The following is a 13857-nucleotide window of genomic DNA, read 5'->3' on the forward strand; positions in this document are numbered from 1 at the left end:
GCCGGGGTGCGAGCCGTCCTGGGGCGACCGGGTCAGTCGCGGAGGTCCAGCCATGCCACCTGTTCCGGAGTGAGGTCGACGGAGAGGCCGGTCATGGACGACCGGGCTTCCGCGATCGTACGCGGTCCGAACAGCGGGAAGGTCGGGAACGGCTGGTTCAGGACGTAGGCCAGGGCGATCGCCGTCGCCGGGACCCCGAACTGCTCGCCGAGCTCGCGCGCACGGCGGAGCCGCTCGAAGTTCTGGTCGCTGTAGTAGCAGCGCACGAGCTCGGCGTCGCTGGTGTCCTCCGGCGTCGCACGACCCGTGAAGAACCCGCGCGCCTGGGACGACCACGGCAGGAGCGGGACCTGCCGCTCCTCGAGCCACGCCTTCGACGCGGCGTCGGTGGCGTGCTCGCACCCGGCCCACGGGACGTCGTACGCCTCGGCCAGCCCGAAGTGGTTGCTGAGCACCTCGAACTCGTGCTTGCCGTTGGCCCGGGCGTAGGCGTTCGCCTCGTCGAAGCGGGCGGGCGTCCAGTTCGACCCGCCGTACACGCGGATCCGCCCGGCACGGCGGTGCTCGTCGAGGACGTCGACGAACTCCCCCACCGGGATGTCCGGGTTGTCGCGGTGCATCATGTAGATGTCCGCGTAGTCGGTGCCCTGCCGCTCGAGGCTCTCGAGCAGCTGCTTCGTGAGCGACTCCGGGTCGCAGAACGGGGTGTGTGCGCCCTTTGTGATGACCACCACGTCCTCGCGGACGCCGCGGTTCTGGATCCACTTGCCGAGCCGACCCTCGAGCACGCCGCCACCGTAGATGTAGCCGGTGTCGAAGACGTTGCCGCCCTGCTCGACGAACAGGTCGAAGATCGCGCTGGCGTGCGCGAGGTCGGGCTGGTTGTCGACGCCCATCACCAGGCGGGACAGCTGCTTGCCGACGCCGGGGATCTCGCCGTACCGCATGGGGTTGCTGTCCTGCACGCGGAGCGGCCGACCGCTCACGGTGGGGATGTCGGCGGACTCGGCCTCGAACGGGAAGCGGAGGTCGATGGCGGCGCGCCACTTGTCCAGCGTGCGGGCAGTGGCGAGCGACTCGTCGAGCGTGTACTCGGGGACCTCGACCCGGCCGGCCGCGAGCGCCGCGGTGGTCGCGTCGGCCTCGCGCGCGTAGGGGTGTTCGCCGGCGAAGGACAGCGTGCGCGGGTCCTCGTCGACGGTCCGGACCACGATCGTCGGGTCGTCGCCGAGCGTCCAGGGGTCGGCGAGCGTGATCGTCCCGCGCGTGCCGTGCACCCGGACGGCGTTGTCGTCCTGCACCCGGACACCGGTGCGGACGTCCGCGGTGATGCCGTCGCGGTAGGTGAGGTGTGCGACCGTCCACTCGTCGACGCCGGTCGGGCCGAGGGTCCCGCGGGCCGTCAGCTCGGTCGGCTCGGCGACCGCGACCCCGGTGGCGGCCTGCACGATCGCCGCCGCCATCGTGACCGGGTACCCGCCGACGTCGAGGATCCCGCCGCCCGCGGTGTCGACGTCGAACAGTCGGCCGGACCGTTCGCCGGCTCGGAAAGCGAACGAGGCGTCGATGTGGGTGACCTCGCCGATCGCGCCGTCGCGGACGAGCTCGAGCAGCGCAGCGGTCTGCGGGTGGAAGCGGTACATGTACGCCTCGACGAGCGGCAGGCCGGCCTGGCGCGCGGCGTCGGCGAGCGCCATCGACGTGCCGTGGTTCGGCGACAGGGGCTTCTCGCAGAGGACGGCCTTGCCCGCCTCGAGCGCGGCGAGGACGAGGGCGGCGTGCCCGGTGTGCACCGTGGAGACGTACACGGCGTGCACCCGGGGGTCTGCGAGCACCTGGTCGTAGGAACCGGCGACGACACCGGTGAAGCCGTGCTCCGCGGCCTCGTCGGCGAACGCCTGCGCCCGCTCCGGCGAGGAGCTGCCGGCGGCCACGAGGGTGGCGCCGACGGCGCTCGCGGGGAGCTGGGAGAGGAAGCGGCGAGCGATCCCGCCGGGGCCGAGGACCGCCCAGCCGGGGACGTCCTGCTGCACGTCCGTGCTGCTGCTGGCGGTGGTCGCGGTCTGCGCTGACATGCGGGTACCCATTCTCGTCGTGAACCTTCACGGTCACGACGACCGTACTGCCAGCGGGCCGGGCCTGCAACGGTGTAGGTGCTTGACACGGCGTGTCCACGGGAGGATGCTCTGCACCACTTCGTGAGCGTTCACGGTCGAACGCTCCAGGTATCCCGATCTCAACGACGAGAGCAGGTACTCCGTGACAGCAGCACCATCGATCAGTCTCAGCCGGCGGGGGTTCCTCGCCGGTGCGGGCGCCCTCGGCGCCCTCGCCTCCACGGCGCTCCTCACCGGGTGTTCCACCGGCACCGCGATCTCGAAGGACCCGGACGAGCTCGTCCTCTGGTACTGGAACCGGTCGCTCGACCCGAAGTTCCTCCGGCAGGCCGCCGGCGGCATCAGCGGCCACGGCGCGAAGCGGCTCCGCCCCGACCTCATCGGCGGAGCGTCGTACGACACCAAGTTCCGGACGGCGCTGGCCGGCAATGCCTTCATCCCCGACGTCCTCATGGTGAACTCGAACTGCTGGCTCTACTTCCCCGACGAGGACCTCTTCACCGACTTCGACGACCACGGGGGCAAGGCGAAGCGGGGTGAGTACTACGACTGGAAGACCGCCCTGGGCCGGACGCCGAGCGGCCGGCAGTGCTTCTGGCCGGTCGACACCGGACCGACCGGCTTCTTCTACCGGCAGGACGTGCTGGCGAAGGCCGGGCTGCCGACCGACCCGGACGAGGTCTCGGACGCCGTCTCGACCTGGGACGGATTCCGGTCGTTCGGCGCGAAGATCCGGAAGGGCGCGGACGCCGCCACCGTGATCACGGCGACGCAGCTGTTCAACCAGTACGTCTACGCGAACCCCACGCGGTACTTCGACCGCGACGACCGCCCGGTGTTCGAGCGGCACGACAGTTCGATCCGGCAGGCGTGGGAGAACGCCGTCGCCTGTGTCCGGTCCGGGCTGACCGGCAACCTGCAGTCGGGCACCGACCAGAACGCCGGGTGGGTGTCCGGCCGCGTCGCCGGCCAGATCGAGGGCGCGTGGTGGACGCAGATCATCCACGACACCGCGCCCGACGCCGCCGGTCAGTGGCGGATCGCACGGCAGCCGGAGCGGCCGGGCAACAGCGGCGGCTCGTTCCTCGCCGTCCCGAAGACGTCGAAGGACCCCGCTGCCGCCACCGCCTTCGCGCAGTGGATCACCTCGCCCGAGGTCCAGTCGCACACGTACAACGACATCCAGCTGTTCCCGTCGACACCGGCGTCGTTCGCGAACGGGATCATGCGGAAGCCCGGCGACTACTTCGGCGACCAGGACCCCCTGGCGTTCTTCAACGCCTCGGCGATGGACGTCCCGGTGACGTACATCTCGAACTCCGAGCGCTTCATCGGGGCCTTCGCGACCGAGATCACCAACGTCGAGGCCGGCGGGAAGGACCCCGACCGGGCGTGGCAGGACGCCGTCGACCAGACGAACCGGGTCCTCGAGAAGCGCGGGGTGGCGGCATGAGCACCAAGCAGGCACCCCCGACGACGAGCATCCCCGCCGTGGTCGGCACACCGACCTCGTCGATCACCACCGCCGCGACCGGCAAGCGGTTCGGGCTCCGACGGTTCTGGCCGCAGTACGTCGCGATCGCGCCGTTCTACGTCCTCTTCTTGGTGTTCGGGCTGTTCCCGATCGTGTTCTCGATCGTGCTGTCGTTCACCGACTGGGACGGCGTCGGGTCCCCCGCGTTCGTCGGACTCGCGCAGTACCAGTACCTCCTCGGCGACCCGCGGTTCTGGAACGCCGTCGGCAACACGTTCCTGATCTGGATCATGTCGACGATCCCGATGCTGTTCCTCGCACTCGTGCTCGCGTTCCTGCTGCACGGCAACATCCGGGCGAAGGGCTTCTACCGCGTCGCGTTCTTCGTGCCGAACGTCACGAGCATGGTGGCGATGGCCATCGTGTTCGGGTCGGTGTTCTCCGACGGCTTCGGCCTGGTGAACGCGGCACTGCGGGCGCTCGGCGCGGACCCGGTCGGCTGGCTGTCGTCGTACTGGGGGATCAAGATCACGATCTCGGTGATGGTGATCTGGCGCTGGACCGGGTACAACGCCATCATCTACCTCGCCGGGCTGCAGTCGATCTCGACGGAGCTGTACGACGCTGCCAAGGTCGACGGTGCGAACGCGTGGCAGATCTTCTCGCGGATCACCGTGCCGCTCCTCCGCCCGGTGATCCTCTTCACCCTCATCACCTCGACGATCGGTGGACTCGGGCTCTTCACGGAGCCGCAGATCCTGTTCAACGGGCAGGCGGTGGGCGGCCCCGACGAGGCCGGCATGACGATCGTGCTCTACCAGTACGAGCAGGCGTTCAACCAGTTCGACTTCGGCTACGGGTCGGCGATCGCCTGGGTGCTGTTCATCTTCTCGGTGGTGTTCGCCATCATCAACTGGCGCCTGCTCAGTGAGCGCGACGGCCTGAAGACGCCGCGACGCCTCCGGGCCCCGCGCACCGCCCGCACCAGCGCGAAGGGGGTCGACGCATGACCGCGACACCGACCACGACGACCACCAACACCGCAGCCGCCCTCGGACGTCCGGGCGCCGCGGGCGACGACCGCGGCCACGGGTTCCGCCGCGGGTGGCTCGGCACCGCCGTCACGCACCTCTGCCTGATCGTCGGGGTGCTGCTGTCGATCTTCCCCTTCTACTGGCTGCTCGTGATGTCGACCTCGACCAACGCGGAGATCTTCGGCTACCCGCCGTCGCTCTGGTTCGGCGACAACGCGCTCGCCAACGTCGCCTCGGTGTTCAGCAACGTCGACATGCTGCGGGCGCTCCTCAACACCGTCGTGGTGGCGGGCAGCACCGCCGTCCTCGTGATGCTGTTCGACTCGCTCGCCGCGTTCGCGTTCGCCAAGTACGAGTTCCCGTTCAAGCGGTCCCTCTTCACCGTGATGCTCGCCACGTTCCTCGTCCCCGGCAGCCTGTCCCTGGTGCCGAGCTTCGTGCTCATGGCGAACCTCGGGTGGATCGGCGGCCTGCAGGCGCTCATCGTGCCGGGAGCGGCGAACGCCTTCGGCATCTTCCTGCTCCGGCAGTTCGCGACGGGGTCGATCCCGAACGAGGTGATCGACTCCGCCAGGGTCGACGGCGCCGGGTTCTTCCGGACCTGGTGGTCGATCGCGGTGCCGATGCTCCGCGGCGGCCTCGCGTTCCTCGGCATCTTCACGTTCATCACCGCCTGGAACGACTACGTCTGGCCACTCATCGTGCTCATCGACCCGAAGGGCCAGACGCTCCAGGTCGCCCTCGCCGGGCTGAGCTCGGTGAACGCGACCGACCTCGGCGCCGTGATGGCCGGCGCGGTGATCAGCGTCTTCCCGCTGATCGGCGTCTTCATCATCGGGTCGCGGCACTTCATCGCGAACATCGCCGCCGGTGCGCTGAAGGGCTGACCGTGGACCGTGGGCGACGGCGCGGCCGCCGCGTCGCCGCCCACGGCTCCGGAGCACCGCACGACTCCCTAGACTCGTGGCCATGGCAAGCGCCCGCGATCGTGTCCTGGACAGCTTCGTCGCCATCGTGTGCGAGGAAGGAGAGCGTCCGGCGACCCTCGACGCCGTCGCCGCACGTGCCGGGGTCTCGAAGGGCGGACTGCTCTACCACTTCGGCTCGAAGGCCGCCCTGGTCGAGGGGCTCTGCGAGCGTCTGTCGGACCTCTCCGCGATGGACGTCGACCGGATGCGGGACGCCGAGGACGGCGCCGCGCGGTACTTCGTGCGCAACTGCCTGTTCGTCGGCAGCGAGCTCGACCTCGCCCTCCTCGCCGCGAGCCGCCTGCAGCAGGCCGGCTACGAAGAGGCGGGTCGGACCCTCGACGAGACCGAGAACGGCTGGCTCACCACGCTCGTCGACGCACTCGGGGACGAACCCACCGCGCAGGCCGTGAAACTGCTCGGCGACGGGCTGTACCACCAGGCTTCCCTGGGGGCCGCGAGCGACGTCCGGCCGAACCGGAGCACCGTCGACATGGAGGCCCTGCTCGGTGTCGTAGACCGCCTCATCGCGACCAGGCCCGGTGCGTGAACCGACACCGACCCCGCTGGGGATAGACTGGCTGCGATCCACCCGCCTGACTTCCGGAGGTACCACCGTGGGCCGCGTCATCGCCGCTGTTTTCTCGATCCTGCTGCTGCTGGTGTCGATGTACCTGTTCGGCTTCGCGTTCCAGGTGGAGTCCGGTCAGGCCTTCATCTTCATGGGCGGCCTCCTGCTCATGTCGCTCTCCTTCTTCCTGCCGATCCACGTGTTCGGCAAGCGGTAACCACACCGCACACCGAACGGCCCCGCACCTGCAGAGGTGCGGGGCCGTTCTGCGTTCCGGCGGCGGGACCGGCCGGTGCCGAACCACGAATCCGACATCGAACCGACCACGGGGCCCGGTTCGATGTCGGATTCGTGGTGTGATCCGCGGCGTCCGCGCTAGGCCAGCACGCGCAGCTTCCGCAGCGTGACCGCGGTGGAGACGGCGGCGTGCACGGCCTCGGCGCCCTTGTCCTCCTTGGAGTCCGGCAGACCGGCACGGTCGAGCCCCTGCTGCTCGTCATCCAGCGTGAGCACGCCGAACCCGACGGGCTTGCCGGTCTCGATCGCCACGCGGGTCAAGCCGCTGGTGGCCGCGTCCGAGACGTACTCGAAGTGCGGGGTACCGCCGCGGATGATCACGCCGAGCGCGACCGCCGCGTCGAACCCGGACTCGAGCGCGGTCTTCGCGACGACCGGCAGCTCGAAGCTCCCCGGGACCGGGATGACCTCGGCGGTGGCCCCGAGGCGTTCGACCTCGCGCTGCGCCCCGGCGAGCAGTCCGCCGGCGATGGCCTCGTGCCACTGCCCGGCGACGATCGCCACCCGGATCCCGCTGCCGTCGACGTGGTCGCGATCCGCCGCGCCTGCTCCGCTCATCGTGTCGTTCCTTCCGTGGGTACGGTCTCGGCCGTCGCCCGGTCTGCCGCGTCGAGCCACTCGACGAGTGCGGCGATGGTGATGACGGGCACGCCGGCGCGTGCCCCGAGTGCGAGGAGTCCCGGCAGGCGCATCATGCCGCCGTCCTCGTCGACGATCTCGCAGATCGCCGCGGCGGGCCGGAGCCCGGCTGTGGTGACGAGGTCGATCGCGGCTTCGGTGTGGCCCGCGCGTTCGCGGACCCCGCCCGGTCGTGCACGGAGGGGCACGACGTGTCCGGGGCGGTGCAGGTCGTCGCGGACCGAGGTGGGGTCGGCGAGGACCCGCAGCGTGCGGGACCGGTCGTGGGCGCTGATGCCGGTGGTCACGCCGACGGCGGCGTCGACGGTCACGGTGTAGGCGGTGCCGCGGACGTCCTCGTTGTGCGCCACCATCGGCGGCAGGTCGAGTGCGTCGGCGATCTCGGCGCTGACCGGGGCGCAGATGAACCCGGACGAGTGGGCGACGGTCCAGGCGATCCACTCCGGGGTGGCGAGTTCCGCGGCGAGGATGACGTCCCCCTCGTTCTCGCGGTGCTCGTCGTCCGCGACGATCACCGGTCGGCCGGCGGCGATGGCGGCGACCGCCTCGTCGATGCCGGACAGCGCGAGCACGTCGGTCGGGGCGGGTACGTCGGCCACAGTGGGTGCGTCGGTGGCGTGCCGTGCCTCGGCGACCATCACCGGGCCTCCAGACCGACGGGCGCGACCGACCCGACGGACGCGGCCGACCTGGCCGACCCGACGGACACAGCCGAACCGGCCGACCCGGCCGACCCAACGGCCGCGCCCGACCCCGCCGGCAAGGACTGCACGGCAGCGTCGAGCCGCAGCATCCGCCGGACGTGCCGCGCCAGCACGTCGGTCTCGACGTTCACCCGGTCCCCCGGCTTCCGCGCGCCGAGCGTGGTCGCGGCGAGGGTCTCGGGGATCAGGCTCACCTCGAACCAGGCGGCATCCGGAGGGGTGTCCTCCGCGGAGACGGCACTGACCGTGAGGGAGACGCCGTCGAGCGCGATCGACCCCTTGTCGACGACGAGCGGGCTGAGGTCGGGCGCGAGCGAGAACCGCACGCGGCGCCACCCGTCGCCGTCGGCCGTCTCGAGCACGGTCGCCGTGCCGTCCACGTGCCCCTGCACGATGTGGCCGCCGAGGCGGTCCCCGACCGAGGCCGCACGCTCGAGGTTGAGCCGGTCGCCGACGGCCAGGGTGCCGTGCGCGCTCATGTCGAGCGTCTGCTTCATGACGAAGGCGGTGAAGGTCTCGGGGGTCTGCTCGACCACGGTCAGGCAGACGCCGCTCGTGGCGATGGAGTCGCCGTGCTGTGCGTCCGCGACCACGAGCGGGCCGTGGACGGTGAGCGCGACGGAGTCGCCGTGCTGCTCGACGGCGGTGACGGTGCCGAGTTCCTCGATGATGCCGGTGAACACTGGTGTCCTCTCAACGGGACTCCGGGGGCGTTCGACGATCGTCGGCATCGACGGACGGGTCGCGCCACCGCATGGTGGGACGTCCTGTCCGCCAGCGCGCCTCCCATCCGGACTCTCACCGTCGGTCCCGGAGTTTCACCAGGTCAACCTCTGCCGGGTTCGCACCCGTCATCAGTTCGTGGACTGTCACCACCGGTTCGGAATTACACCGACCCCGGAGCGCTTGCGTAGTCGGAACGATACCCCAGACGCACGACGGTCGCGTTGCGCCACCTGCGCGGACGTAACGGGGCGTCGCGGTCCCGACGGCGGCTCGCGACGTGCGTGCCGGCTGCCTGGAGGCGCGGGGCGGGCCCGCACCGCGCCTCCCGTCAGCCGCGCCCCCGCGCCAGGGCGACCGCCTGCCGGAGCGACAGGTCCGGCAGGTACGCGCGGACCACCGCGATCCCGATCGCCGGGAGCGCGACCGGGTCCGGGTAGGCGAGCACCAGCGGGTGCAGCTCGGGGCCGAACTTCAGCTTGAACTTCAGCAGCGACCGGAAGCCGTACACGGGCTCGAGCACCCCGCCGACCAGGTCGAGCAGGTCCTGCACGCCCTCGTTCGCCGGCGCGGTGTCCGACGCCTGCGCGAGCGGTGCGGCGGACAGGCTGAGCCGTTCGACGCCGTCCTCGCGCATCCGGTCCGCGGCGCTCGCGACCAGGAACTCCATCACCCCGTTCGGCGCGGCACCGGTCCGGCGCATGACGTCGAGCGTCCACCCGACGACGCGCCCCTCGCGGTGACTCGGCAGCCAGCTCGTGACCGCGAGCACGGTACCGGCCCCGTCCTGCGCGACGAGGGTGCGGACCGCCGGGTCCCGCATCTCGTCGACGCCGCCGAGGGTGAAGCCCATCTCGGGCAGCTCGCGCTCGGCGACCCACTCCTCCGAGATCGCCTCGATCTGCCGGGTCGTCGAGCTCGGCAGCTGTTGCCACGACGACCAGGTCGCTGTGATGCCCTCACGCTTCGCCTTGTTCACCGAGGTCCGGACGTCCTGCTTCTTCTTGCCGCTCGTCGTCCACGTGCGCGGGTCGAGATCGGCGTCCTCGGCGACGGGCAGCGTGCTCCAGCCCTGCTCCGTGAGGGTGCCGGCGGCTTCGACGCCGATGCCGTAGAACACCGCCGTCCAACCGTTGTCGTCGCACCAGCGGGCGAACGCGGTCATCGCGTCGGCGCGGGCGTCCGGCCAGCCGAACGGGCCGCCGACCGTCACCGCGACACGGCCGTTGCGGCGGAACGCGACCGCCGCACGACCGTCCTCGGCGAACCAGTACGCGTTGCCGTGCCACGTCGTCATCCAGCCGAAGGCGTCGCCGCCACCGGCCTCGAGCAGGGCGCGTGCGCGGTCGCGGTCGTGCCGGGTGCCGTCCGGGTCGGCGTCGGGCTCGACGGCGCCGGTGGGCCGCACGGACGCCAGGGCGATGACGAACCAGAGCACCGGTCCGGCCAGGCCGAGGACCACCCGCAGCATCGGGTGCAGCGACGGCAGGCGGTCCCAGAACGTGACCGGGGAGAGCGGACCGAGGGCGGCGACGGCGAGCCGGAGCGGGTCCTCGACGTGCTGGGGTGCGGACGCCGCGGTCACCAGCACGACCGCGACGATGACGACGAGGGCGGACCCGACCGTCACCGCGAAGGTGACCACGCGACGGCGCGAGGACAGCACCGTGAAGGACCGGCGGAGCACCACCAGCACGACCGCGGTCGCCAGGGGGACGACGATCGACGCGGCGATCGACACGTCGACGATGAACTGGTCCTCGGTGCCGTGCAGCTGCTCGACCCGGCCGGGGACGGCGCCGTAGGTGACCGCGGCGGCCACGGCGGTGACGACGTCCACCACGACGACGAGCCACACCGCGAACCGGCTGCCGCGGAACAGCCCGAGCCCCGCGACGACGAGGACCAACAGCGGGGCCGCGGCCAGCACGACCGTCCAGGGGTCGGTCGCGCGGTAGGCCATGAGCGCTCGCAGGCACTCCCCCGCGATGCCGTCGGCACGGCAGCCGTGCACCGGGGTCACCGGTCCGGCCCCGACCACGGCGGCGAGCGGCGCGAGGATCCCGACCCGGGCGCGGGACACGAGGGCGATGACCGGGCCGACCGCCGACACGAGCACCACGGTGCCGAGCAGGACCCGGGTCTCACGGTGCGAGCTCCGCAGCCAGCCGTTCCGCTTCGGGGTCCGGCGGAGCAGTTCGCCGAGGAGCCAACCGGCGCCGGCTGCCAGCACGGCGTAGAGGTCCGAGGCGTGTCCGGCGTAGAGCAGCAGTGCGGCCACCACGGCGAGCGCGTTCACCCGGATCCGGCGACGCCACAGCGGACCGGCGAAGGCGCTCGCGGTGACGATCGTGCCCACGATGGCGGTCCACGGGTCGAAGCTCGTCGCCCGCCCGAGGAGCAGCGGCCCGACGTCACGTCCGTCCGAGTCGACGAAGGCGCTGAACGCCCCGATGCCGGTGCCGACGACGGTCGTCAGGACGAACGCGACCGCCGTCCGCCACGAGCCCATCAGGCGTTCGGCGGCACCGACGAGCACGACCACGCCGGCCAGGGTGAGCAGGATCGCGATGACGCCGGTCGACGCTGCGAACACGCGGAACGGGCCGTAGGAGACCGGGCCGGTGCCGTGCACCACGCGGAGGACGACGGCGGTCGCCGAGGTGGCGAGCACCAGGACGAGGATCGCGGTCGTGACCGGGTGCCTCCGGACGGTACGCGAGACGGTCCGCCAGGCGCTCCGCCAGCGGGTCGTCGCCGGTCCGGACTCCCTCGTGCCCGGGTCGGTCTGGCTCACAGCGATCCCTTCGTCGCCGGCAGCCCGAGGTGCGCGATGACCGCCGGGAGGCCGTGGGACAGAACGTAGCGCACGGTGTTCCAGTCGTGGGCGGACCCCGGCGACACGATGAGCGACGTCTGCATCCCGACCCGTTCGGCGACCGCTCGGAGCGCGTCCGTCGACGCGTGGTAGGGCGCGTCGTCCTGGCCGTACCCGAACACGGTGAGGTGGTGCGGGTAGTGCCCGTGCGCCGTCATGATCGCGCTCGGTGCCGCCGCCCGGTAGGCCGCGACCGATCCGCCGAAGCCGAGCGCGATCGTCTGCTGCACGCTGCCGTTCCGGGGCCCGATCTCGCTCGAGATCGCCAGCGTCGTGCCGAACACCTCCGGGTGTGCGGCGGAGAACTGCATCGCGCAGGTGGCCCCCTCGGAGAACCCGACGATGCCCCAGGCGCTCGGCGCGCTCGCGACCGGCAGGTGGTGCCGGATCCACTGCACGGTGTCCGTCATGACGTAGGTCGCGCTGCGCCCGAGCCGGCGGGAGTCCACGCACATCGGGTTCCGTTCGGGCGCGCCGAGCTGGTCGGGCGCCACGACGATCGGGGCGAGCCCGTCGTGGGTCTCGGCGTAGTGCTCGAGGTACTCGCCGAGGTCACCCGTCTGGAACATGTCTGCCGGCTGCCCGGGCTGGCCGGACAGCGAGACGAGCACGGGCAGCTTCGGCGGGTGCGCGGTGCGGGCCGCCGGCGGCAGCCAGACGACGGCCTTCCGGGCGTGGAAGTGCGACACCGTCCCGGGGATCCGCACGCTGATCGTCTCGCCCTCGTGCGGCATCCCGGCGGGCGCGTGCCAGTCGGCGGGGTTGACCTCGGCGCTGCCGGCGGGCCGAGCGGCATCGGCACCGGTCGCGCCGCCGTGGTGGGGCGCGGGGAGCGTCCGCGTCGGGTACGGGTTCGTCGCGACCGCCTGCTCGACGTCCTTGTAGAAGCCGAAGTCGACGTTGACGCCGAGTCCAGCGGCCAGGGCCACGCACGCCGCTGCCCCGAGCGCGACCACGCGCAGGGTCCACCCGCCCTGCACCAGCACCACGACGAGCAGAGCGATGCCGGCGCACGCGAAGGCGATCCACATGCGGGTCACCGGCGTGAACGAGACCCCGAAGAGGTCGAGCACGTCCCCGGTCCACCACACCGCCACGAGTCCGGCACCGGCGCCCACCACGAGTGCAGCGACCCGGATGACGACGGCGCGGACGGGGTGCGCCGACCGCCGCCGATCGCCCCGCTGCAGGAGTGGCACGACGACCACCCAGACGGTGAGCACCAGGGCGAGGACGTCGACGGGGACGAGGACGTCGCGCCCGGTGATCGGGATGCGCAGGAGGTCGTGGAGCACGGTCTCATCGTGGCCGCACCCCGCTGCCGGGCAGCCCCGGAGGCGCTTCTGCTGTCCACAGGTTCACCACCGACCGCTCCCAGACCGCCACCAGCCGGCGTTCAGCTCTGATCGGCTGCGACGCACCGCGGGCACGGGTCGGAGGGGCACCCTGATCCGGTGCCCCTCCGACCCGCTGTGACCGCGGGGTCGGTGCCGCGTGCACGGCACCGACACCCGCAGCGCGGTCAGTGCCGCTTGCGCAGCACCATCGTCCCCGCTCCGGCGAGGAGCAGGAGCAGGGCGAACCCGGCCGGCAGGACCGGCGAGGTCGCGCCCGTGTAGGCGAGCCCCGGCGCGGCCGCGCCGGCAGCGGCGCGGACCGCCGTCTGTGCCACCGTCGAGGCACCGGCGGTCATCGTGTCGGCGTTCACGGCCCGGGAGGCAGTGGTCGCCACGACCGCGGCGGCTCCGCTGACGGGGGTGGTCACCGTTCCGGGGGTGGTGCCGTCGTCGACACCGGTTCCGGCGCCCGGGGTGCTGGTGCCGTCACCAGGGGTGGTGCCGTCACCGGGGGTGGTGCCGTCACCGGGCGTCGTGCCGTCACCGGGGTCGGTCCCGTCTCCGGGCGTCGTGCCGTCACCGGGGTCGGTCCCGTCGCCGGGGTCCGTGCCCGTGCCGGGGTCCGTGCCGGTGCCGGGCGTGGTGGTCGTGCTGGTGCCGTCGCCGACGATGCCGATCCCGTTGCCGCCGATCGTGACCGGCAGGCTGATCACCGGGGTGAGCTGGGTGCCGGAGAGGAGTCCTCCGTCGCCCGAGGTCGAACCGCCCGCAACCGGCGTCGTCGTTCCGGTGCCGGCGCCCGTGGCCGGGGTCGTCGACCCCGTCGAGGTCCCGTCACCGACCAGGCCGATGCCGTTCCCACCGATCGTGATCGGCAGCGACACCACCGGGGACACCTGCGAACCCGACGCGATGCCGTCCGACCCGGAGGTCGACCCGCCAGCAGCCGGCGTCGTCGTGCCGGTGCCCGTGCCCGTCGCCGGGGTCGTGGACCCCGTCGAGGTCCCGTCACCCAGCAGACCGATGCCGTTGCCCGACACCGTCACGGGGACGGAGACCACCGGGGACACCTGCGTGCCCGAGGCCGTGCCGTCCGACCCGGAGGTCGAACCACC

At 71.9% G+C, this 13857-nt stretch carries 10 protein-coding genes, 2 pseudogenes and 1 riboswitch; of the genes and pseudogenes, 5 read left to right on the forward strand and 7 right to left on the reverse strand.

Annotation, left to right across the window (positions count from 1 at the left end; genetic code table 11):
- Positions 1 to 32: 32 nt before the first annotated feature.
- A complete protein-coding gene (locus BIU96_RS01090) occupies positions 33 to 2075 on the reverse strand; it encodes an aldo/keto reductase (protein WP_071290776.1) in 2043 nt (680 codons plus the stop codon).
- A 184-nt stretch (positions 2076 to 2259) separates the two neighbouring features.
- Between BIU96_RS01090 and BIU96_RS01095 the strand changes: the two genes are divergently transcribed.
- The 5 genes from BIU96_RS01095 (at position 2260) to BIU96_RS19645 (ending at position 6381) form a co-directional block, all read left to right on the forward strand.
- Positions 2260 to 3570: an extracellular solute-binding protein gene (locus tag BIU96_RS01095; RefSeq protein ID WP_254785885.1), complete on the forward strand. Its 1311-nt coding sequence runs from the start codon at positions 2260 to 2262 to the stop codon at positions 3568 to 3570.
- Positions 3567 to 4601, forward strand: a complete 1035-nt coding sequence (locus tag BIU96_RS01100) for a carbohydrate ABC transporter permease (protein WP_083402548.1) — start codon at positions 3567 to 3569, stop codon at positions 4599 to 4601. Before BIU96_RS01095 ends, BIU96_RS01100 begins: the two co-directional genes overlap by 4 nt.
- Positions 4598 to 5512: a carbohydrate ABC transporter permease gene (locus BIU96_RS01105; protein WP_083402549.1), complete on the forward strand. Its 915-nt coding sequence runs from the start codon at positions 4598 to 4600 to the stop codon at positions 5510 to 5512. Before BIU96_RS01100 ends, BIU96_RS01105 begins: the two co-directional genes overlap by 4 nt.
- An 82-nt stretch (positions 5513 to 5594) precedes the next feature.
- Complete coding sequence (locus BIU96_RS01110) at positions 5595 to 6143, forward strand: TetR/AcrR family transcriptional regulator (protein WP_071290739.1); 549 nt, start codon at positions 5595 to 5597, stop codon at positions 6141 to 6143.
- A gap of 67 nt (positions 6144 to 6210) precedes the next feature.
- Positions 6211 to 6381, forward strand: a complete 171-nt coding sequence (locus BIU96_RS19645; protein WP_166645590.1) for a hypothetical protein — start codon at positions 6211 to 6213, stop codon at positions 6379 to 6381.
- 158 nt (positions 6382 to 6539) lie between these two features.
- Here the strand turns inward: BIU96_RS19645 and ribH are convergent, their stop codons facing one another.
- From ribH to BIU96_RS19650, 6 genes and pseudogenes are all read right to left on the reverse strand, one after another.
- Positions 6540 to 7019 carry a 6,7-dimethyl-8-ribityllumazine synthase gene (ribH, locus tag BIU96_RS01115; protein WP_071290740.1) on the reverse strand — a complete coding sequence of 160 codons (480 nt, stop codon included), beginning with the start codon at positions 7017 to 7019 and terminating at the stop codon, positions 6540 to 6542.
- 50 nt (positions 7020 to 7069) lie between these two features.
- Positions 7070 to 7672, reverse strand: a pseudogene (ribB, locus tag BIU96_RS01120) (3,4-dihydroxy-2-butanone-4-phosphate synthase); the annotation flags it as partial.
- 65 nt (positions 7673 to 7737) lie between these two features.
- Positions 7738 to 8487: a riboflavin synthase gene (locus tag BIU96_RS01125; protein ID WP_083402551.1), complete on the reverse strand. Its 750-nt coding sequence runs from the start codon at positions 8485 to 8487 to the stop codon at positions 7738 to 7740.
- A gap of 91 nt (positions 8488 to 8578) precedes the next feature.
- Positions 8579 to 8713: riboswitch (FMN riboswitch) on the reverse strand.
- A gap of 145 nt (positions 8714 to 8858) precedes the next feature.
- Positions 8859 to 11324, reverse strand: coding sequence for a bifunctional lysylphosphatidylglycerol flippase/synthetase MprF (locus tag BIU96_RS01130; RefSeq protein ID WP_071290741.1), 2466 nt, complete (start codon positions 11322 to 11324; stop codon positions 8859 to 8861).
- The gene (locus BIU96_RS01135) at positions 11321 to 12700 is read right to left on the reverse strand and encodes an esterase family protein (protein WP_254785887.1); all 1380 of its coding nucleotides are present in this window, start codon (positions 12698 to 12700) and stop codon (positions 11321 to 11323) included. Before BIU96_RS01135 ends, BIU96_RS01130 begins: the two co-directional genes overlap by 4 nt.
- Before the next feature lie 227 nt (positions 12701 to 12927).
- Positions 12928 to 13857 (reverse strand): annotated as a pseudogene (locus tag BIU96_RS19650) (hypothetical protein); the annotation flags it as partial.

Source organism: Curtobacterium sp. MCBA15_008, assembly GCF_001865065.1.
GTDB lineage: Bacteria > Actinomycetota > Actinomycetes > Actinomycetales > Microbacteriaceae > Curtobacterium.

What these genes read in the sequence shown, in the direction of transcription:
- BIU96_RS01090 (WP_071290776.1), bottom strand. Translation starts at nt 2,075, where the DNA reads ATGTCAGCGCAGACCGCGACCACCGCCAGCAGCAGCACGGACGTGCAG.
- BIU96_RS01100 (WP_083402548.1), top strand. Translation starts at nt 3,567, where the DNA reads ATGAGCACCAAGCAGGCACCCCCGACGACGAGCATCCCCGCCGTGGTC.
- BIU96_RS01105 (WP_083402549.1), top strand. Translation starts at nt 4,598, where the DNA reads ATGACCGCGACACCGACCACGACGACCACCAACACCGCAGCCGCCCTC.
- BIU96_RS01110 (WP_071290739.1), top strand. Translation starts at nt 5,595, where the DNA reads ATGGCAAGCGCCCGCGATCGTGTCCTGGACAGCTTCGTCGCCATCGTG.
- ribH (WP_071290740.1), bottom strand. Translation starts at nt 7,019, where the DNA reads ATGAGCGGAGCAGGCGCGGCGGATCGCGACCACGTCGACGGCAGCGGG.